Source organism: Pseudobacter sp., from assembly GCF_051955275.1.
GTDB lineage: Bacteria > Bacteroidota > Bacteroidia > Chitinophagales > Chitinophagaceae > Pseudobacter.
This window is the reverse complement of the sequence record NZ_JBQCGW010000187.1, coordinates 54,560-76,243: the sequence shown is the minus strand read 5'-3', so window position 1 is coordinate 76,243 and position 21,684 is coordinate 54,560. Positions and strand designations below refer to the sequence as shown.

At 48.2% G+C, this 21,684-nt stretch carries 19 protein-coding genes; 10 read left to right on the top strand and 9 right to left on the bottom strand.

The window, feature by feature from the left end:
* The 3 genes from ACTHMC_RS16335 to asnB all read left to right on the top strand — a co-directional run.
* Window positions 1-216 (top strand): DUF2911 domain-containing protein (locus ACTHMC_RS16335; RefSeq protein WP_440414611.1); only part of this gene is annotated, 216 nt, incomplete at its 5' end.
* 1 nt (window position 217) lies between these two features.
* Window positions 218-853 (top strand): DUF2911 domain-containing protein, encoded by a 636-nt coding sequence (locus ACTHMC_RS16330; protein ID WP_440414609.1) that lies wholly within the window; start codon window positions 218-220, stop codon window positions 851-853.
* A gap of 11 nt (window positions 854-864) precedes the next feature.
* Window positions 865-2,706, top strand: coding sequence for an asparagine synthase (glutamine-hydrolyzing) (gene asnB / locus ACTHMC_RS16325; RefSeq protein WP_440414607.1), 1,842 nt, complete (start codon window positions 865-867; stop codon window positions 2,704-2,706).
* 46 nt (window positions 2,707-2,752) lie between these two features.
* Here the strand turns inward: asnB and ACTHMC_RS16320 are convergent, their stop codons facing one another.
* Window positions 2,753-3,193: a hypothetical protein gene (locus tag ACTHMC_RS16320; protein ID WP_440414606.1), complete on the bottom strand. Its 441-nt coding sequence runs from the start codon at window positions 3,191-3,193 to the stop codon at window positions 2,753-2,755.
* Between the two features lie 287 nt (window positions 3,194-3,480).
* On the opposite strand from ACTHMC_RS16320, the gene ACTHMC_RS16315 reads away from it, so the two are divergent.
* The gene (locus ACTHMC_RS16315; RefSeq protein ID WP_440414604.1) at window positions 3,481-4,623 is read left to right on the top strand and encodes a cystathionine gamma-synthase; all 1,143 of its coding nucleotides are present in this window, start codon (window positions 3,481-3,483) and stop codon (window positions 4,621-4,623) included.
* 1 nt (window position 4,624) lies between these two features.
* Window positions 4,625-5,401, top strand: coding sequence for a TIGR02757 family protein (locus ACTHMC_RS16310; protein ID WP_440414602.1), 777 nt, complete (start codon window positions 4,625-4,627; stop codon window positions 5,399-5,401).
* Between the two features lie 5 nt (window positions 5,402-5,406).
* On the opposite strand, the gene ACTHMC_RS16305 is transcribed toward ACTHMC_RS16310, so the two are convergent.
* Window positions 5,407-8,130 (bottom strand): outer membrane beta-barrel protein, encoded by a 2,724-nt coding sequence (locus ACTHMC_RS16305; protein ID WP_440414601.1) that lies wholly within the window; start codon window positions 8,128-8,130, stop codon window positions 5,407-5,409.
* A gap of 103 nt (window positions 8,131-8,233) precedes the next feature.
* On the opposite strand from ACTHMC_RS16305, the gene ACTHMC_RS16300 reads away from it, so the two are divergent.
* Together ACTHMC_RS16300 and ACTHMC_RS16295 are read left to right on the top strand one after the other, a co-directional pair.
* On the top strand, window positions 8,234-8,557 hold the full coding sequence (locus ACTHMC_RS16300; RefSeq protein WP_440414599.1) for a hypothetical protein: 324 nt from the start codon (window positions 8,234-8,236) through the stop codon (window positions 8,555-8,557).
* A 20-nt stretch (window positions 8,558-8,577) separates the two neighbouring features.
* Window positions 8,578-9,705, top strand: a complete 1,128-nt coding sequence (locus ACTHMC_RS16295) for a GNAT family N-acetyltransferase (protein ID WP_440414598.1) — start codon at window positions 8,578-8,580, stop codon at window positions 9,703-9,705.
* 1 nt (window position 9,706) lies between these two features.
* On the opposite strand, the gene ACTHMC_RS16290 is transcribed toward ACTHMC_RS16295, so the two are convergent.
* The 4 genes from ACTHMC_RS16290 to ACTHMC_RS16275 form a co-directional block, all read right to left on the bottom strand.
* Entirely contained in the window at window positions 9,707-10,369 is a 663-nt protein-coding gene (locus ACTHMC_RS16290) for a sterol desaturase family protein (RefSeq protein ID WP_440414596.1), read from the bottom strand.
* 136 nt (window positions 10,370-10,505) lie between these two features.
* On the bottom strand, window positions 10,506-11,282 hold the full coding sequence (locus ACTHMC_RS16285) for a polysaccharide deacetylase family protein (RefSeq protein ID WP_440414594.1): 777 nt from the start codon (window positions 11,280-11,282) through the stop codon (window positions 10,506-10,508).
* 5 nt (window positions 11,283-11,287) lie between these two features.
* Window positions 11,288-12,532: a serine hydrolase gene (locus tag ACTHMC_RS16280; protein WP_440414593.1), complete on the bottom strand. Its 1,245-nt coding sequence runs from the start codon at window positions 12,530-12,532 to the stop codon at window positions 11,288-11,290.
* Window positions 12,533-12,584: 52 nt separating this feature from the next.
* Entirely contained in the window at window positions 12,585-13,535 is a 951-nt protein-coding gene (locus ACTHMC_RS16275; protein WP_440414592.1) for an SDR family NAD(P)-dependent oxidoreductase, read from the bottom strand.
* A 117-nt stretch (window positions 13,536-13,652) separates the two neighbouring features.
* On the opposite strand from ACTHMC_RS16275, the gene ACTHMC_RS16270 reads away from it, so the two are divergent.
* From ACTHMC_RS16270 to ACTHMC_RS16260, 3 genes are all read left to right on the top strand, one after another.
* Window positions 13,653-14,675, top strand: a complete 1,023-nt coding sequence (locus ACTHMC_RS16270) for a fumarylacetoacetate hydrolase family protein (protein ID WP_440414590.1) — start codon at window positions 13,653-13,655, stop codon at window positions 14,673-14,675.
* 4 nt (window positions 14,676-14,679) lie between these two features.
* Complete coding sequence (locus tag ACTHMC_RS16265; protein WP_440414588.1) at window positions 14,680-15,561, top strand: flavin reductase family protein; 882 nt, start codon at window positions 14,680-14,682, stop codon at window positions 15,559-15,561.
* A 518-nt stretch (window positions 15,562-16,079) separates the two neighbouring features.
* The gene (locus tag ACTHMC_RS16260) at window positions 16,080-16,901 is read left to right on the top strand and encodes an SDR family oxidoreductase (protein ID WP_440414586.1); all 822 of its coding nucleotides are present in this window, start codon (window positions 16,080-16,082) and stop codon (window positions 16,899-16,901) included.
* A gap of 106 nt (window positions 16,902-17,007) precedes the next feature.
* On the opposite strand, the gene lysS is transcribed toward ACTHMC_RS16260, so the two are convergent.
* From lysS to ACTHMC_RS16245, 3 genes are all read right to left on the bottom strand, one after another.
* Window positions 17,008-18,561: a lysine--tRNA ligase gene (gene lysS / locus ACTHMC_RS16255; protein ID WP_440414584.1), complete on the bottom strand. Its 1,554-nt coding sequence runs from the start codon at window positions 18,559-18,561 to the stop codon at window positions 17,008-17,010.
* Window positions 18,562-18,748: 187 nt separating this feature from the next.
* Complete coding sequence (locus ACTHMC_RS16250; RefSeq protein ID WP_440414583.1) at window positions 18,749-20,047, bottom strand: TolC family protein; 1,299 nt, start codon at window positions 20,045-20,047, stop codon at window positions 18,749-18,751.
* Window positions 20,048-20,086: 39 nt separating this feature from the next.
* The gene (locus ACTHMC_RS16245) at window positions 20,087-21,679 is read right to left on the bottom strand and encodes a DHA2 family efflux MFS transporter permease subunit (protein ID WP_440414581.1); all 1,593 of its coding nucleotides are present in this window, start codon (window positions 21,677-21,679) and stop codon (window positions 20,087-20,089) included.
* Window positions 21,680-21,684 lie beyond the last annotated feature (5 nt).

Here is a 21,684-nt window from a genome sequence, read left to right as displayed (position 1 = left end):
CAGGATAAATGGACCATCATCTTCAACAGGGAAACAGATATCTGGGGCGCTTTTCAGTATGATCAGACCAAAGACGTACTTCGCGTAGACGTGACCCCTGAAAAAACCACTGACCCGGCTGAAGCATTCACCATGATTTTTGAAAAAGCCAATGGTGGCGCCAATCTCCTGGTAATGTGGGATGCCGTTAAAGCCTCCATACCTTTTACATTCTGATATGTTTGCAACCCGTTCCCATATTGTTTTAGCTACCCTGCTTTCCTGCGGCCTCCTCAGTGCCTGTGAAAACAAGCCGCAAAGGGCCAGCAATACCGTTACTGTTAATCAGCACCCCGCAGGCAACAGCGCCGACCGCCTTGTTCCGTCAGGACTGGATAAAAGTCCCATGGACATGGCCTATTTTCCGGTTGAATATCCAAAAATGAAAATGGCCGACAAGAGCATCGATCCTCCTGTTGCCAGGGTGATCTTCAGCAGACCACAGAAAGGCGGCCGCACCATTTTCGGAGAAGTGGTTCAATACGGCTCCATCTGGAGGATGGGCGCCAATGAAGCCACCGAACTGGAATTCTTCCGGGATGTGAACATCAACGGCAAAACCGTACCCAAAGGACGTTACGTGATCTATGCCATTCCTTATGAAAACGAATGGACCATCATACTCAACAACGATCTCTATACCTGGGGCCTGAAAATAGATTCCACCAAAGATGCTTTCAAATTCAACGTACCCATCGCCAGAACAAACTTCCCCTTTGAAGTACTTACCATGGAGTTTGCCCCTGCAGAGAAAGGCATGCAACTGGTAATGGAATGGGACAGCGTGAGAGCAATACTGCCTATTAAGTATTAACTTGTTGCCATATGTGTGGCATCGCAGGCGTTATTTCTTCCGATAATTCACTGGTCAGTCCGGAAAGGCTGCAGCAGATGAATGCTGCTATTGCACATCGTGGGCCCGATGGAGCAGATATCCGCATATACAACAACAATAGTGCGGGACTGGCGCACCGCCGCCTGGCCATCATAGATCTCAGCGAAGCGGCTGCTCAACCCATGAGCTACCTCCAGCGCTATCATATTGTTCACAATGGTGAGATCTATAACTACAGGGAAATAAGGCATTCCCTTCAGCAGATGGGTTATCAGTTTTTCAATCAGTCAGATACGGAAGTGATCCTTGCAGCCTATGATTGCTATGGCCATGAATGCCTGCAGCAGTTTGACGGCATGTTCGCCTTTGCCATCTGGGACAGCAAGCAGCAGCAACTCTTTGCTGCCCGCGACCGTTTTGGCGAAAAGCCTTTCTTCTATCATCACACAAAAGAAGAATTTGTTTTTGCCAGTGAGATGAAAGCGCTCTGGGCAGCAAACATTCCCAGGGAAGTGGATGAAACAATGCTCTACAATTATCTCACCCTCGGTTACATTCAGCATCCCGGCGATGGGAGCCGCAGCTTCTACAAACAAATAGCGCAATTGCCCGCTGCTCATTACCTGGTTTATGACCTGCCGGCAAAAGAGCTTACTCTTCATCGCTACTGGGATATCGATGCAAATAATACGGATCAGGATATTACCGATGAAAAAGCAATCGACCGTTTCCGTGAGTTATTCTTTACATCTGTCAATAACAGGTTGAGAAGCGATATGCCATTGGGAAGCTCGCTCAGCGGCGGGCTCGACAGTTCTGCTGTGCTGTCAACCGTTTGCGCTATCACCCAACAGCCTGTGCATACTTTCTCTGCTGTTTTCCCCGGCTTTGCCAGGGATGAATCGAAATATATCAGCATTGTTGCCACTCACCTGAATGTGGTCTCTCACCAGGTGCAGCCATCGGCCGCAGATATGATCGGTAATTTTGAAAAAGTTTGTTACCACCAGGAAACACCCTTTCAATCTTCCGGCACCATTGCCCAGTACCAGGTGTTCCAGCTTGCGAAAGAGAGGGGCATTACCGTTCTGCTCGACGGTCAGGGTGCTGATGAAGTGCTTGCCGGTTATCATAAATATTATGCGCAGTACTGGCAGGACCTCGGCAGGCAGCACCGGCAGCTTCAGCAGAAAGAAATAGCGGTTACACAGCAGCTGGGCATCAAAACCACCTGGGGCTGGAAGCAACAGCTGGCAGGCAAATTCCCTGAGCTGGCTGAAACCTGGCTGCAGCGATCGAAGACTAAACAACAAAAAAACATGACTGATCTCTCCGCAGATTTCGCGGAGACCTTCGGAATATCCCATTATGCTCGCCCTCCTGTAAACTCCCTGAACGGAGCTCTGTACTACAATAGCTTTATGAACGGACTGGGAGAGTTATTGCAGTATGCAGACCGCAACTCCATGGCCCATGGGCGCGAAGTAAGACTTCCCTTCCTGCATCACCAGCTGGTGGAATTTATTTTCAGCCTGCCAGCGGGGTTCAAGATAAGGAACGGCTTTACAAAATGGATCCTCCGCCAGGCCGTGCAGCTGCATTTGCCGGAAGCCATCGTGTGGAGGAGGGATAAAACAGGTTTTGAAACGCCGCAACAGCAATGGATGCAGCAGCATGCCGTGCAGGAAATGGCGCAGGAAGCCAGGCGCACCCTGGTGAACAAAGGCATTTTAAGGCCCTCGGTATTGAACAAAAAAATTCAGCCGCTGGAAATCCATGCGGCTGAAAACTTCGATTGGAGATATTTGGCGGCCGGTACGTTGTTGAGATAGATAGACTTAGACTTATTCGGCTGAGAGGAACGCACTAGCCCACCAATTATCCCTTTTTGTATCTCTCATACACACTGGAGTTGCCAGAATCATCTACTTTAATGGTTGTCCACCATTTGGCGTCTTCCATCTTGATGTAGTAATTCACTTCACCATTGGCAGTGATCTCAGTTACTCCAAACAATGATTTTTTAGGGTAAGCCTTTTTAACCTGGTTAAGGATACCGATCGGTAACATATTGGGAGCATAATAACGGGTTGAACCCATCATGTTGCCCTCTTTATCGTAGTTTACTTTGGCGCGGATCTTACCGCTTACAAAGCTGACAGTGTAATAATTCTCATACTCGGCCCATTTTACTTCTTCGGCGTTGGAGAATGTTTCATTGAATGATTTCAGCACCTTTTCGTTGGGATCCGGTGCAGTGTAAGCAGATGCAGCTGCTGAAACCAGCACGGTGCAAAGAATGAAGAAAAACTTTTTCATGGCTATACTTTTTTATGGGTGAACTATGTTGTTCAGATTCACAAAGCAAAAGTAATTGCAATGATGACTGAAGGCAAGCAAATTGGTACTGACGGGCAGTACATGATAAGATATACGAACAATTTCGCACATGAACCGTGTTTTCGCATATACGAGACTGGCACCAAACGCAGTCCCATGCAGTGTTTGCAAAATGTTACAGGCTATTTATGGAAGGCAGGTTAAGCTTCTGTTAAACTGGAAATCCGGCTTTTATTGTGCATCTTTGTAGTCCAATCAGAAAATCTATGAAGCTCGCAACAAAACTCATTCATGCCGGAACTGAACCGGACCCGTCAACCGGCGCCATCATGACGCCCATCTATCAGACCTCCACTTATGTTCAGGAAGCTCCGGGCAAGAATAAAGGCTATGAGTATGCCCGTTCCCAGAACCCAACAAGAAAGGCGCTGGAAGATGCATTGGCAGTGATCGAGAACGGAAAGCACGGACTGGCCTTCGGCAGCGGCGTGGCAGCAACGGACGCAGTGCTCAAACTGCTGGTGCCCGGTGATGAAGTGATCGCTGGCAACGATATGTACGGCGGCACCTACAGGCTCTTCACCAGGATCTACGGAAAGGCAGGTATCAAATTCATTTTTGTAGACATGACCGATACCGCCAATATCAGCAAAGCCGTAACCGCCAATACAAAGCTGATCTGGGTGGAAACTCCCACCAACCCACTCCTCAACATTACTGATATCGCAGCCGTGGTGGCCATTGGCAAATCCGCCAAAGCCCTGGTTTGCGTAGACAATACATTTGCTTCTCCTTACCTGCAGAACCCGCTTGATCTGGGTGCAGACATTGTGCTGCATTCCGCCACCAAATACCTGGGCGGTCACAGCGATGTGATCCAGGGCTCACTGGTGATGAACGACGACTCGCTCCGCGAGCAGCTCTATTTCATCCAGAAAAGCTGTGGTGCCGTTCCCGGCCCCATGGACTGCTTCCTGGTACTGCGTGGGATCAAAACATTACATGTACGCATGCAGCGTCATTGTGAAAATGGTATCAAAGTAGCACAATTCCTCCGCAATCATCCGAAGGTGGGCAAAGTGTACTGGTGCGGTTTTGAAGATCATCCGGGTTATGCCATTGCCAGCAGGCAGATGCGCGGCTTCGGCGGCATGATGAGCTTCACCCTGAAAGACGACAGTGTTGAAACAGCCACCAAAGTGCTTTCTTCCACCAAACTCTTCTCCCTTGCTGAAAGCCTCGGCGGCGTGGAATCTCTCATCAATCACCCTGCATCCATGACACATGCGAGCATCCCACGAGAAGAGCGAGTGAAGAATGGCCTTTCCGACTCCCTCATCAGGCTGAGCGTGGGTATCGAAGATGCAGATGACCTGATTGAAGACCTGCGTCAGGCGATTGAAAGCTAACATGACATCCACCGCATCCCTCAAAGAATTCCTGATAAAGAAGGCCGCTGAATACAATCAGCCAGACTTCATCAAAGACGACCCGATCTCTGTTCCTCACCTGTTCTCAAAACAACAGGATATAGAGATCGCGGGCTTCTTTGCATCTATTTTTGCCTGGGGCAACCGCACCACCATCATCAACAAAACAAAGGAACTGATGCAGCTGATGGATATGGCGCCGCATCAGTTCATCCTGGATAGCGAACCTAAGAAACTGCAACAGCTTTCCGGTTTCAAACACCGCACTTTCAATGCAACCGACCTGTACTATTTCCTGGAATTCTTTCATCATCATTACAGCTCACATAAAAGCCTGGAAGCGGCCTTCCTGAAAGGCATGGGCAACAAAGACGAAACGGTTGAGTTTGCACTGCGGGGTTTTTATGAATATTTCTTTTCGCTGGAAGATGTGCCTAAACGCACCATGAAGCATATTGCCACTCCAGCCAGAGGATCCTCCTGCAAGCGCCTGAACATGTACCTGCGCTGGATGGTGAGAAAAGATAAGCAGGGCGTGGATTTCGGTCTCTGGAAAAAGATATCTCCTTCCCAACTGATCTGTCCGCTTGACCTGCATGTAGCGCGCGTGGCTAAAAAATTCGGACTGTTGCAACGGGAACAGTCAGACTGGCTGGCAGCGCTGGAACTGACCAGCTGGCTGCGTCAGCTTGATCCGCAGGACCCTGCCCGCTTCGACTTTGCCCTGTTTGGCCTGGGAGTAATGGAAAAATTCTAGCTATTCTATTCCTGTTTGCCAAATTTCTGAAGATTGTAAATGAAGCTCACGAGATAATACTGCTGCAATACCTGCACCTGCACATCCTGGATATAGTTCTGCGTGATACTCCTGCTCACATTTGTGTTCTGTTGCAGTATATCGTAAATAGCAATACGCAGCATCCCTCTTTTATTTTTGAAAAGCTGGTAATTGGCAGCCGCATTCCAGCTGGTAACACCTTTACGGAAACCGGAAGCGATACGGCTATTGTAAGAATACATCAGGTTGTTTTCAATGATCAGCCGCTTTGGCCAGTTGATAAAAAGATCGGTGGTGAAAACATGATTGATATTGGAAGGGTTCTGGTTCTGCGCCATATTGAATTTCGTATCACTGAGGCGGATGGAATAGGATGGCATGAAGTTGATCAGTTCCTTGTAGGTGGTACTGAAGTACATTCTTCCATTGAAGCTGTACGTTTTGGTTTCCACATTCTGTTTATCGATCCTTGCAATATTCCTGCTGTAGTTGATGCCCAGGTTGGTGTTAGCCCTGAAGCTCCATGTTTTAGATTTCCAGGTTCTGCTCACTGTTGCATTGCCGCCCGCAAAATGATTACCATTCATATTGATGGGTACACTTACCTGTCTGCGCAATTCGTCAAAATAAGTTTCCGTAACAATCTGGTTGGTGGTAGTACCATAATTCAATGTGCCGAACCAATACAATTTACCGGTGCTTTGCCTGATGCTTGCACTGAAACTATGACTGAACGATGGCCTCAGATCAGGGTTACCCATATTGATGTAAAGCGGATTGCTATTATCCGGAACGGGCTGTAATTGTTGTGGAGAAGGCTGTTGTGTGCTGCCATTGTAATAGAAACTGACCTCTCCTTTTTTACTCAGCTGGTAAGAAATATTTGCAGTAGGGAACAGGTTCAGGTAACGTTCATCCATAGCCTTCTGAATAAGGGAAGTGCTTTTCTGACGTAACCACTGCATCCCAAACCCTACCGTGCCGCGGAACCGGTTTTCTTTCAGGTAGTTTAAGCTGATATCAGGGTTACTGATCTCGGTACGGTTGGTGAATGCGTCAGTAAGAACAGTGTCGATGAGATCATATTGCCCGGTTGCATCATTGAACCTTCCTGTGTTTTTATCCGATATTCCATCGCTTACCCGGTATGTGTAACGGGCCAGCATGCTTAAATTTTTTGCTACCGGTTCAGCATAACCGATAGTAAAGCCATACCCCTTGGTTTCATTCCTGAGCAGGCTTCTCTGATTTATCAGATCAGTTGAATCGTCTCCATTCTGCTTCAATAACCAGAGTCGACCATTATTATGATCACGGGACCTGGTCATGTCTGAAGCATAACTGAGGCTAAGAGAAATATTCCTACCTTCTTTATGAAATCTCCTGCCGATAAAGAACTCGGCAGAGATATTGTTTCCGCTGCTATTCCCGTCCAGTTCATTATAACTGGTATTCAGCAACGAGCCCTTGCTGTTGCGTGACCGGGCATCATTCACCGACCCTGATTCGCCGTCTGTTTTGCCATAGGAAGCATTCAGGTATAAGCTGGTCATGGTATCAGGCCTGTAATCGATGCCGATATTTAAACGGTGATTCCTGCTGGTACTGGAGTTACTGTTGAGCGAATTATAGTCGTAGATACTCAGGGTATCTTCTGCCAGTATGTATTGCCTTTGGGTGCGTGTATTGTTTTCGAAAGCGCTCCTGCTGAAAAAGTAGCTGCTGCTCATGGTGAGCTTTTTGCTGAACATATTGCTGAAGTTGAGGCCTCCAGTTTTTGTATCGGTGAACCCTGATCCGCCTCCGCCCAGGCTGCTCTGTGCGTTGTTGATGCTGAAGCCGCTCCCGCCGTAATTGGTCCGGTTGGTATTGTTTGCGTTGGCAAGAATGCTCACCTGTTTTTCAGTATTGAACATATTGATATTGCCACCAGCTTCATACCTTTCTTCTGAACCATAGCCTCCGAAAAAGCGGCCGAACCAACCACGGTTCTGGTCTTTTTTAAGTGTGAGATTAAGTATTTTGTTTTCTTCGCCTGTGGTGGTTTTATTGAACTGGTTCTGTTTTGTTTTATTATCGGCCACCTGGATCTTATCAATGATATTCCTGGGCAGGTTCTTGAGCGCCACCTGCGGATCATTTCCGAAAAAGTCTTTGCCATCGATTGTGATCTTTTCGATCTTACGGCCGTTCATAGTCAGGTTTCCGTCCTTATCTACATCTATACCGGGCAACTGCCTGACCAGGTCTTCCAATACAGCATTGGGCATGGTTTTGAAGGATCCGGCATTGAACTCGATGGTATCTTTCTTCACCAGCATGGGTGGACGCTGACCTACCACCATCACTTCTTCGAGTTCCTTCACGGCTTTGCCTAAACGGATAGGGGGCAGCAGTGTATCGGATTTGTTTTCGCTGATGGAAAATGGTATGGTATAGCTTTTCAATCCATTGAAGGAAATCAGCAGATGACAGGGTTGACCAAGTGGTACTTCTTTCACCTGGAATTCACCTTTCCGGTTGGTGAGCACATAATTGATGAGGGAGGAATCCTGTACCAGGAATACTGAAATAGTAGCAGCTTCTACCGGTTGGCGACTGGCAGAATCAATGACTGTCCCTTTGACCACACCATACTTTGTACGTTGTGCCTGCAGGGCGCAGCAGGATAAGAGTAATACTGCAATAAGCAACGCGCTTAACCGCATAGCCGGATAAGGTTAATTTATTGCAGAGGGTCGAGAAAATCTGGTTCATTGCCGGCAAGCCGGCATTGTTGTACATTTATGTCGGGATAGTAAATTTAAACAATTGAGCGTAGATAAAAGCATAATGTTTGTGCAGGAAAACCTGCGGCCGTTATTTGACATTCCTGAAGGAAACCAGGACGCATTTGAGCGTGTACTGGCCGGTAGGATCAACCAACTGGTGGCAAATAATTTTCCCGCATTGGTGAATATCCTGTACAGGATAGATGTAAGTGAAAAGAAAGTGAAACAGGAGTTGAAAGACCATCCGGACAGGGATGCCGGATCGCTGATAGCGGCCCTCATCATTGAAAGAATGCTGGAGAAGTTCAAAAACCGCGAGAATTTCAGACCAAACTCCCCCATTCCGGATGACGAGAAATGGTGAAATATAGCTAGTTTCGCACCATGAACGTCATAGAGGTTAATAACTCCCGATCTGCCAGGGAGTTTATTGAATTCCCGGGAAAATTATACAGGAACGACCCCAACTGGATCAGCCCACTCCACAACGATGTAGAGTCGGTATTTGATGCGGGCAGGAACGTATTCTTCTCCCATGGCGTCTGCACCCGCTGGTTACTCAAAAACGGCAATGGAGAGATCATCGGCCGGATCGCCGCTTTTGTGAATGAAGAGAAGGCCCACAAAAACCCGCAACCCACCGGGGGTGTCGGTTTTTTTGAATGTATCAATGACCAGAAAGCGGCATTCCTCCTTTTTGACACTGCAAAATCCTGGCTGCAGCAACATGGTATGCAGGCGATGGACGGCCCCATCAATTTCGGGGAGAACGATAAATTCTGGGGATTGCTCATCGAAGGTTTCAAGCCCCCCAGCCTGGGCATGAACTATAACCCCTCCTACTACATCGATTTCTTTGAAGCATACGGCTTCAAAAAACAATACGACCAGTTCACCAATTTCCTGGATGCCAGAATTCCTTTACCGGAAAGGTTCACCAAAATTGCGGACTGGGTAATGAGGAAACCCGGCTACTCCTTTAAGCATTTCGACAAACAGCATTTCGATAAATTCGCCCAGGACTTTCAGGAGATCTACAACAATGCCTGGAGTGATTTCGATAGTTTCACGCCCATCGAAATGGGTACTATCAAGGAGTCCTTCCGCCAGATGCAGGCCATCATGGATGAAAAGATCATCTGGTTCGCCTATTACAACGATGAGCCCATCGCTTTTGTACTCTGCCTGCCCGATGTGAATCAGATCCTTCGCCACGTGAATGGCAAACTGAATCTCTGGGGTAAGCTGAAATTTCTGTGGTACAAGAAACGCACTACAATTGACAGGCTGCGTATCATTATCATGGGATGTAAGAAGAAATACCAGAACCACGGCATTGAGTCAGCGCTGATCCGCTGTCTGCAACTGGAAGTATTGCCACGCAATACCATCAAAGGTGTTGAGCTGGCCTGGGTGGGCGACTTCAATGACAAGATGATGAGTATCCACGAAGCCACCGGCGCAATACGCGACAAGGTGCACAGGACATACAGGGTAGTATTTGATTCTTAAACTACTTCTGGAACATCAGGTCCTTTACCTTCTCTTTATCTTCCTTTTCTTTCCTGAGATCGAACATGGTGCCGAACACCCTGTCCCAGATGGTGGTGCTTACACCATACCCTTTGCCTTCATCTTTGTAATGATGCAGGTGATGGTTACGCCATAATGGTTTCATCCATTTGAAAGGAGGGTTCCAGGCATGTATGGCATAATGCATGGAACCATACATCAGGTAACCGAATATGAAGCCAGGAAAGAACATGAATACATTATTGCCCATCAGCAGGTACATGATGCCGAAAATGGAGCTGGAGATCAGCAGACTGGGAATGGGAGGCATGAACAGCCTTTCCCTGTCGCGCGGATAATGATGGTGATTGCCATGCATCACGTATATGACTTTCTGAGCCCGGGGACTTTCCGCGATCATATGAAAGATCCAGCGATGCATCACATATTCAAAGAGGGTCCAGAATAAAATTCCGGCGCTATAGATGATCGCAACCCTCCATCCGGCATATCCGAGCTTAGCCACGGCATACCAGGGCATACCCACAAATACAGGAAGGTACATCCCCCAGATGACGAGTGGATGCGTCTTCGTCAGCATTTCGAGAAAGCGATTATTAAATAATTGAGCTTGTCCCTTGTTATGGATCTTTTCAAATTTCATATACACGGGTTTGGGGCAAAAATAGTACAAGATTCGCGCCCGGCAATCAGGATTCAGAACGGGGAATTATTGGTACACTTACCGCCTGGAACTTCAACCAACAACTCCGTTTTTTGTTTGGTAATAAACAAAACAATTAGAGCAAAGAGGGCAGACCAAGTTGATCAACTCTAACAAGCGCATACCCTTTATTTTTAAGATACGCTATTAATTCCGGTAAGCGATGGTATAATTTGTCGGTACGTTTTGGATCTGTTCCGAAATGTACCAGCAGTATAAATCCATTCAGGCCGGCAGTTCCTGATGTGTCATACTGCATGATGGACTGAAGGATCACCTCGCTGCTGCGATAGTTCTTCATTTCCGGCGTAGTATAATCCGCATTGCTGAGGGTACCGTGCGTAAAATTGATCAGTTGCAATCCTTCTGCGCTGGTCCAGTCTGCGATCTCCTGATTGTACCACTCATAAGGAGGCAGAAAATAATGCGCTGTCAGTTTACTGATTCCGAATTTCTTCATAGCGGCATAATTCCTTTGCAGGTCTTTACGGAACTGATGACGGGTAACCAGGGTGCTGTCACGCCTGGTCCAGTCGTTATACAACAAATGCTTATCACTATGCCCTCCCAGGTAATGTCCGTCCAGCTTCAATTGTCTGATAGCTTTAGTAAATGATTTATTCCGGTAGAACCTGCCGGTAAAAAAGAAGGAAGCTTTCACTTTTTGTTTCTGAAGCGTTTCTGTGATGATTTCGGCGCCATCGCCGAATTCATCGGCCGTGAAAACGATGGCCATCTTTCTCTGTGCGGTATCTCCACGAACAATGGCGCCATGTACAAACTGCTGCGCAACCAGTTGCTGCAACATCAGGAAGAATAAACAGAAAACAAGAATGATACGGGGGGTCATCATCTCAATTATTTGTATTGCAGTTTGAACTCACTCAGATCAGGCATAAAGGTACGTGGCCGCTGCAATTCAAAATTGTAAATGATGGTGCCCATCTCTTTGAACCAGGGATAACCGGTTTGTTCATACTCGTATTTATCATCATTGAGCACTCCGTCTTTGTTGGTGTAGATAGTTCCGCTGAGCATGAATTCCACATTGTTCTTCAGATCAACAATATAACATGCATCCGTAAGGAATCCGTATGACCAGCCAGTTTTATTGAAGCTGCGTAATTCAGGAGGAATGCTACCCTTGTTGGCTTTGAAGAAAAAGAATTTGGTGTAGCTGTCGAAATATTCGGAAGTATCGTAAGATGGGAATTCACTTTCGGAAGGCTTCTCACTCATGTATTGCCAGAGAAACCTGTAATCATCCGGTGTTAACCTGAATCTTTTGGAAGAAGGTGTAGCTCCCGGAAACATCACAGCCTGAATGATCTGTTGCAGGTATTCAAGCGGGAAATTATTATGGGTGGTGAAGTCCATCGGAGCCTTGATCAGACTGTCTTCCCGGTTGTAATGCGCATTGCCCACAAAGATCTTCTTGCTGAAATCGAAATTCTTTTTGTTATTGGCGGGTGGTTGAATGTACAGCAGATCGCTGTAACGCTTGAACCGGATGGGATTGGTATGCCGGTTCTGATCTTCCGTCATAGTAACAAAGCGGCGTGTAATCCGAGCGTCTTTATAGCCCATCTTCCAGAGCCGTTCATTAAGTGTTTGCTGACCTACAAATTCGTAGAGCCGGTTGTAGGCATCGTTATCACTCACTAAAAAGATCTTCTTCACATAATGCGCAACAGAAGGCATGCCATCGGCTGAAGTACTGTCCCACACTACTTTCGTCTGACGGTCATAGGCGCTGTCAGTAAGCATGGTGGAATATTTGTCAACGCCGTATTCTTTGAGCTTATTGATCTTCTCCAGCGCCAGCAATGCTGTGGGAAGCTTTACCATACTGGCAGGATTGAAGTACCTGTCTTTGTTGACGTGGAGATAATAGTTCTTAAAATGCGGTTTGTTGTTTTTATCCCTGTCGATTTTTGTGTAGATGAACTGGTATTGAAAAGTATCGGGCTGATTAAGCACATTCAGCAGAAAGGGCGATGCCTGTGAGCGGATGAGGGAATCCAGCCAGGGATCGTTTTTTTCCTGTGACATCGCAGCATTGGTGATGGCCAATATCAAGAGAGCGGCAATCGGATTTTTCATACCTAAAAGGTACGAACAAACTCCGTTGCCACCCTATGCGTTTTTATGCGGGTCAGCTTACTGCCTGGTCCGCCACCACTTCTTTGGTATGGTCTCCCTTCGGGTAGTCTCCGTTTGTCTGTCCGGTTGCTGCATTGATCCCTGCTCTTTCCATTTTGGAATGTGTATGCCCTGATTCGGTCCGTTTAGGAACTTCCTTATCACTTTCTTCCATCAGTTTGCGGTTATTGATAGCGCTGGCTACATCTCCCATCATATCGGCCATGAATACGTGCAGTTTGGTTTTCATTCCCGATACAACTTTTGCCACCCCTTTCATCATTGCTTCGTATCCATCCTTTGCCACATCTGCCGGAGAGGCCAGTTCTTTTTCCTTATAAGTGACCGTATCTTCCATATGTGCTTTGTGGAAGAAGTCGGTATCCGTGGCTCCGGGCATCAGCACGGTAGCGGTCACATTCGTTCCCTGCAACTCATTGTTCAGCGCCATGGCAAAAGAGATCACAAAGGCCTTGGTGGCTGCGTAAACTCCGAGCAATGGCATGGGGCTTTCGCCTGCTTCTGATCCAAGGAAGAGTATCTTGCCATCGTTGCGGGCCACCATTTCCCTTCCGAAGATCTTAGTGAGCGCCACCAGCGAAGTGATATTGAGCTGAATGATATCACAATCACGCTGAATATCTGAAGCGAGGAATGGCCCCCATTCTCCCTGTCCGGCATCGTTTACCAGCACATCCACTGAAATGCCCATCTCCACTACTTTCTGGCGGATCTCTTCAGCGGCCTCACATCTGAAAAGATCCACTGCCAGTGGCGTTACCTCCACACTGAACTGTTGCTTCAGTTCATCACTTGTCTGCTCCAGGAGCTGGTTATTACGGGCCACCAGGATGAGGTTATACCCATCCTTTGCCAGCAACTTAGCGAGCTCATATCCAATACCGCTGGTGCCTCCGGTTACCAGTGCGTACCTGTTCCTGTTCTCTTTGTTTATCTGTGGCATAATCTGATGCTTTTGTGTTTATTACACAAAGAGGTTTAAAAATGATGCCAGCAGGGGCTGATGGCGGCTGCGTTTACGAACGATTGTTCTATCTTGCAACCCTCTAAATTGCTAATTATGAAATTGGTTTCTTACCTGTTCAATGAATCGGAAAGACTGGCTATGTATGTAGACGGTCGACTGTATGACCTGGAAGAATTGCACCCGGATCTGCCTCAGAATATGAATATGTTCCTGCACTATTGGGATGATTTTTATCAGATGGCGCTCAAGCTGGAACAGGCTGTGAAAGACGGCAAAGTGAGCCCCGCCAAGGGATTTGATTATGCATCGGCTACTGTTCTGGCTCCTGTGACCAGTCCGCCCAGCTGCCGCGATGGTTACGCGTTCCGTCAGCACGTTGCAGCTGCCCGCCGCAACCGCAAAGTGCCGATGATCGAAGAGTTTGACCAGTACCCTATCATCTATATGACCAATCACCTCAGCATCCAGGGCCCTGGGGATATCATCTGTATGCCCGACCATTTCGAGAAACTGGATTTTGAGCTGGAAGCCGCCATCGTGATCAGCAAGCCCGGCCGCAATATCCGCGCAGCCGAAGCAGACCAGTACATTGCCGGCCTGATGATCATGAACGATATGAGCGCACGCAGGCTTCAGATGGAAGAAATGCTGCTCAACCTGGGACCTTGCAAAGGCAAGGACTTCTCCACCGTGATCGGCCCCTGGCTGGTGACCCTGGACGAACTGGAAAATTTTGAGATCCCGGCCAAAGAGAACCATATTGGTAAAAGCTGGAACCTCCGCATGCAATGCCGTGTGAATGGCGTGCAGGTGAGCGATGGAAATATCGGGGATATGGACTGGACCTTTGCGGAGATCATTGAAAGGGCTTCCTATGGCGTTACCCTGCATGCCGGCGATGTGATCGGCAGCGGAACCGTAGGTACAGGCTGCTTCCTGGAACTGAACGGAACAGGTAAGCTGAATGATCCCAATTACCAGGAACAATGGCTGAAAGAAGGGGATGTGGTAGAACTGGAGATCGATGGCCTCGGTATCCTCACCAATACCATCGTACGGGAAGACGACGACTTCTCCATCCTGGCCCAAAAGAAAAATACCCAACCGGCAAACTAAGGATATGATCATCGACCTGAAGGATATCACAACCGTTGAAAGGCAGAACTATCTGCAACATGCCATCGCTCCAAGGCCTATCTGCTTTGCCAGTACCATCGGCGCTGATGGACAGGTGAACCTGAGCCCTTTCAGCTTCTTCAATCTCTTTTCATCCAATCCGCCGGTGGTGATCTTTTCACCAGCCCGGCGTGTGCGCGACAATACCACCAAACATACCCTCCAGAATGTGCTGGAGGTTCCCGAGGTAGTGATCAATATCGTGGATTACGCCATGGTACAGCAGACCAGCCTGGCCAGCTGTGAGTTTCCCCGTGAAGTGAACGAGTTCGGACCTTCCGGCTTTACTGCCGAGCCCGCCACCCTGGTGAAACCACCAATGGTAAAGGAAAGCAAGGTTAAAATGGAATGCAGGGTACTGGAAGTGAAACCTCTGGGAACAGAAGGCGGCGCCGGCAACCTGGTGATCTGCGAGGTTTTGCGCATGCATATCGACGATAGTATTCTCAATGAGAAGAAATTCATTGACCAGCGTAAGTTGCAGCATGTGGCCCGCCTGGGAGGCGACTGGTATTGCAAAGTGGACGAAACCAACCTTTTCCAGGTGGAAAAGCCCAATGTAAAACTGGGAATCGGGGTGGATGTGCTGCCTGCACATATCCGCAGCAGTAATATCTTAAGCGGTAATAACCTCGGTCAGCTGGGCAATGTGCATGAAATGCCCGTAATTGACCCTTCTTTCCACGATGATACCCTCAAGAATATCTTTCAGTATTATTCCGTTAACCCGGAAGAAATGGAAAAAGAACTGCATACCTATGCCAAACAGCTCCTGGACCAGGGCAAGGTGCAGGAAGCCTGGCAAATACTCCTCGCCATCAACTGATCTCACTTACGTATATTCAAAAAGAAAGAGTCCTGAAGAAACTTCAGGACTCTTTAAATTCTTTGTACGAAACCTTACCAACAGAACGGGGTCATCAATAGGTACAAATTTTACATGTCATTCTTAGGATACTTGGATTAGCGGGCTATTGGATTTTTCGGATGTTCTATTGATTGAAGAGGACAAATTTGGTTATTCGGACATTGGTTCTTCTCTAAGCCCCGGCGGTTACCCGGGTTGGATGGTCTTTCTTCAGGATTTTTGGACTTTGTCGCTCGGTTTTTCGGTCTGGATATTGGCGTCCTTGTTTCAATCAATCAACGATACAAACATATAAACGAACAGTCCGGTTTGCAAGAGCATATTTGCTTTATTTTAAGAATTCAGTATTTACAACCGCCCTCGTAATTCTACCTTTTCGTATTTTAGTACAACTACCCCATCTGCGGTGGGAGATAATAAACCGCATATATTTATAGTTGTAAGAAACAGTCGTACATCTAAAAACAACTTGTCATATGTTGCTGGAAAACAAAACAGTGCTGATTACGGGAGGAAGCCGTGGAATCGGAAAATCCATAGCCGTAAGGCTGGCGAAGGAAGGAGCCAATATTGTAATCGTTGGAAAGACCACGGAACCACATCCCAAACTGGAAGGCACCATCTTTACAGCAGCCGAGGAAATTGCTGCAGCAGGGCCTGGTAAAGTATTACCTATTGCCGGTGATATCAGGTTTGAAGAGAGCATCCAGCAGATTGTGCAGCAGACCGCTGCCGCATTCGGTGGTATCGATATACTGGTGAATAATGCAAGCGCCATCAACCTTTCTGCTACAGAACAGACAGAACCTAAAAGATGGGACCTGATGCACGGCATCAATGTACGTGGTACTTTCCTGATGAGCCAGGCCTGCATCCCTCATTTGAAAAAATCGCATAACCCGCATATCCTCAACCTCTCTCCGCCCCTGAATATGGACCCCAGCTGGTTCTCCAAACACCTTGCCTATACCATGAGTAAATACGGCATGAGCATGGTGATCCTGGGGCTGGCAGAGGAACTGAAGCCGCACCGCATTGCCGCCAATGCGCTCTGGCCGAAAACTACCATCGCCACAGCAGCTGTGCAGAATTTACTCGGCGGAGATTTCCTTATCCAGCGGAGCCGCAAACCCGAAATAGTGGCAGAAGCCGCCTTGCATATCCTCAAACAACCTTCTTATGAATGCACGGGTAATTTCTTTACCGATGAAGAAATACTGATCAAAGAAGGCATAACAGATTTCAGTAAATACGCAGTGAACCCTGATCAGAAGTTGATGCCCGATCTGTTCCTGTAAGATTAAATACGGGTGTGCCCAGTCGCTCGCCCCGGCGAGTGACCGGGCACACCGAAATGAAACAGGGCTGATCTTGCGACCAGCCCCGGTATGAAGTATTTATTACTTATTTCTTTTCTGCTGCATTTTCTGTTTCCTGCTCCTGGCTTTCCACTTTTTCAGGGCGCATTTGCGGGAAGAGCAGTACATCCTGAATGCTGGGGGAATTGGTCATCAGCATCACCAGCCTGTCTATACCAATACCGATACCACCTGTAGGAGGCATACCGTATTCCAGGGCGCGGAGGAAATCATGATCGATGTACATGGCTTCATCATCGCCGCGCTCCATCAGGCGCACCTGCTCCTCAAAGCGTTCGCGCTGATCGATGGGATCATTCAGCTCACTGTATGCATTTGCGATCTCCTTACCATTTACCATCAGCTCAAAACGCTCTACCAGACCGGGTTTGCTGCGGTGCTTCTTGGTAAGCGGGCTCATCTCAACAGGATAGTCTGTGATGAAGGTCGGCTGAACAAAATGACCTTCACATTTTTCGGAGAAGATCTCATCGATCAGTTTACCCTTGCCGAAAGCCGGATCAGGATAGAGACCCAGCTGTTTGCAGGCATCGCGCAATTGCGCTTCGTCCATATTATTTACATCGATGCCTGTATGTTCTTTGATAGCATCATACAGCGTGATGCGTCGGAAAGGCGCTTTGAAATCCACTTCTTTATCACCTACCTGTACTTTGGTTGTGCCATGCAGTTTAACAGCAATGGTTTCCAGCATTTGCTCGGTGATCTCCATCAGCCAGAAATAATCCTTGTAAGCAGTATACCATTCCAGTACCGTGAACTCAGGGTTATGGGTGCGGTCCATGCCTTCGTTACGGAAGTTGCGGCTGAACTCATAAACCCAGTCGAACCCGCCTACGATCAGGCGTTTCAGGTAAAGCTCATTGGCAATGCGGAGGAAGAAAGGAACATCCAGCGCATTGTGGTGTGTAACAAAAGGACGTGCCGCTGCGCCACCTGGGATAGCCTGGAGCACAGGGGTATCCACTTCAATGGCTCCTCGCTCATTGAGGAAGTCGCGGATAGTATTGATGAGTTTGGTGCGTTTCAGGAATGTTTCTTTCACATCCGGGTTCACCACCAGGTCTGCATATCGCTGACGGTAGCGGAACTCTGGGTCCGTAACGGCATCAAATGTTTCTCCTTCTTTTTCCTTCACCACCGGTAGCGGCTTCAGTGATTTGGTGAGAATACTGAGTTCTTTCACGTGAACGGAAGTTTCTCCGGTTTTAGTGGTGAACACATATCCTTTCACTCCTATGATATCACCGATATCGGTGAGGTGTTTCCATACCTGATCATACAGAGATTTATCTTCTCCGGGAGCAATTTCATCACGTTTGATGTAAAGCTGAATGCGGCCTGTGGAATCCTGCAGTTTGGCAAAGTTTGCCTTACCCATATCACGGACACCCATGATACGGCCAGCCAGTACCACCTCTTTGAACGCTTCATTGTTCTCGCCTTCCTTAAATGTTGCCAGAATATTGGCAGCGGTGTTGTTCACCGGGAATAAGGGGGCGGGAAATGGATCGATGCCCATTTCCTGGAGCTTCGTCAGTTTCTCTCTCCGGATAATCTCTTGTTCTGATAAATGCATGTGTTTTGATTGATGATAAAACGGCTGCAAAAATAACGGAAAAAAGCGTAACCGGAGTGCTGCCAGTCACTCGCGGGGATGAGCGAGCGACCGGCACACCATAATAAAGCCCGTACTCCCGGCTAGGGAATACGGGCCGCACTTAGCCAATCTGATAATAATGCCTGTTAATTACACGCTCACAAAATCAAAACAACTTCGTTCCAACTACTTTATGACTTTCCAGTTTATCAAGCTGAGTCTGGTACTGAAGCTGCACCAGTTGTAGTTTTGCATCTTCAACATTTGTCTGTGCAGACAGCAGCTCCACATTGGTGATCAGGCCTTCCTTGAACCGCACCTGGGCTAAAGAATAGGCGCGTTCCGCCTGGCTCACCAGCACACTGGTGTTCTTTATCTTTTCCTGCAGGTTCCTGAAATCCTCCTGAACTGTGGCCAGGTCCTTGCGGATTGTGTTCTCCAGGGTTGTGAGCGATGCTTTGGTGGCATCGATCTGAACCTGCGTCAGCTTCTGGCGCAGTTTGGGACGGTCGCCGCTCAGGATGGGGATATTCAGGCCCACCCCCACTGACCCGTTGAGACGGAACTGATCAATATCCGGCTGAAAGCCGTTACGAACACCGCCGGAGGCCGTACCGGTCAGGCTGGGACGGGATTCCACCGCAGACTCTTTCAGATCATACTGGTAAACATCCAGTCTTTTCCGGATCAGTTTCGCTTCAGGGTTGATATTCTTCCAGTCGCCCGCATCCATGAGCAGGGTAAGCTCATCATAACTATCACGCGCCAGGATCTTACCATGCGCATCGGTGGCCGACAACCACTGCATCAGCACATATTGTTTTTCCAGCTGGCTTTGCAGGTCGGTGAGGCGGTTGGTAGCATTGGCCGTGCGCACCTGTGTGGTGAGCAGGTCATATTCCAGCGCATCCCCGTTTTTGATGCGGGCCTTGATCAGCCTTTCATTTTCTGTAAGTGAACTGAGCTGATCGGTCTGCACCTGGATGGCTTTCTGATAGAACTGGATATTGTAATACAGCTGCGCTACCTGGTAGGCGATCGCATTCTTACTGTTATCCAGGTTCTCTATATTGAGTGAATGTTCTGCATCATTCTTACCGAGCTTCAGTTTTGTTCTTCCGAAATCATAGATCAGCTGCTGCACATTCAGCGCCGCATTGTAGTTGTTGTAGGGCGTGAACTGAATGGTAGCCGGACCTGTAGGCAGGGGGAATTCCGCCTTGGCCACCGGCGCATCAAAACGGTAGCTGATATTGGTATTTACGGTAGGAAGATAACCGGCTTTGATGATGGATTCTTTCACACCATCCGCTTTCAGCTGTTCTTCCATTTCCTTGATGCGGGGATAATTGGTAACTGCTGCCTGGATCAGGCTTTTCAGTTGTTCATCCCTCACTGGCGATTCCTGTGCCATGGCGGGGGCCAGTGCAATCACCAGGGCCAGTACGCCGATAATCTTTTTCATGTTGTATAATTTGATTGGTCGCTTCATTATTGTAATATATCAGTGAGCCGCCTCCATGGCTTCTTTCACAGCCTTTGCATCGATGGGTGCAGCAACGGCCGTTTTCTTCTTCCTCAGGAATACCACCAGCGGCAGCACTATTATGAAGAAGACGCCAATGAGCCTGAACGTATCCAGGTAAGCGAGATAGTATGCCTGCTTGTCTATCGCACCACTCACCATCGCATATGCCTTGGCGGTAGCTGTAGACGCATCGCCTGTTTTGGCGATCATACTCTGCGTGATGGCATTCATTCTTTCCGTCATGGCCGGCGCACCATCATAGGTGGACGCCACCATATCCGAGCGGTGTTGTGCATAACGCTGGCTGATGAAATTGTTGGCCATCGCAATACCAAAAGCGCCACCGATCTGACGGATCATATTATTGAGTGAAATACCTGCTGCATAATCTTTCGGCTGCAATCCCGCCACTGCCTGGTTGATCAGCGGCAGCTGGCTCATGGAGATCCCGAATGCACGGATCAGCAAAGGCACAAAGAAGGCCCATCTTCCTACATCCGGACTTACATCCGCACTCATCCAGGAGTAAATGGCAAATAGTATGAAACCTGCCACAATGAAAGGGATCGGAGAGATGCCCTTGCTCATCATCTTACCGATCACGGGCATCATGATCACGCCCGCGAGCGTTGGTGGTAAGAGTGACAAGCCCGTTTCATAGGCCGTGAATCCCAGTACGCGCTGTGCCAGCACAGGATACACGAACACCGAGGTAAAGAGGCCCAGGCCCGCCACGAAGGTGAACACCAGCGTAAAGGCATAGGTCCGGTGTTTCATGATACGCAGGTTAACAACGGGGTTGGCTACACGAAGTTCATAAATAATGAACCCCACCACTCCTATCACCGCCAGCACTGCATTCACCTTGATCACATCACTGGCAAACCAGTCTTCCGCCTCTCCCCGTTCAAGTACAAACTGCAGGGTTCCGATACCAAGCATCAGCAGGGCGATGCCGATATAATCGATCTTTATGCCGGCTTTTTTCTTTCCTTCTCCTTCTTTCTTATCTATGAATGTGTAAGCCAGGAAAGTGGCGATAACACCTACAGGAATATTCACCAGGAACATCCATGGCCAGCTGAAATGTTCAATGAGATAGCCGCCCACAGTGGGTCCCAGCGTGGGCCCGAGGATCAGTCCCATACCAAAGAGACCTGAGGCCATGGGCCTTTCTTCAGGAGTGAACGCATCAAAGAGAATGGCCTGGGAAGTAGAGAGCAATGCTCCGCCACCTACTCCCTGAATGAAACGCCAGATGATGAGCTCCACCAGATCCGTTGACTGGCCGCACATATAACTTGCGGCCGTGAAGATCACCATGCTCACGAGGTAATAATTCTTCCGGCCGAAATATTCAGCCAGGAAGCCTGTCATCGGAATGATGATCACGTTTGCGATGGCGTAGGAAGTGATCACCCAGCTGATATCCTCGATGCTCACACCCAGGCTGCCAGCCATCTCACTCAGGCCCACGTTCACGATACTGGTATCGATCAGTTCCATGACGGCTGCCGTTACCGTGGTGAGCACTATTATAAACCGGGCAAATCCTTTTGGACTGGACATGTTAA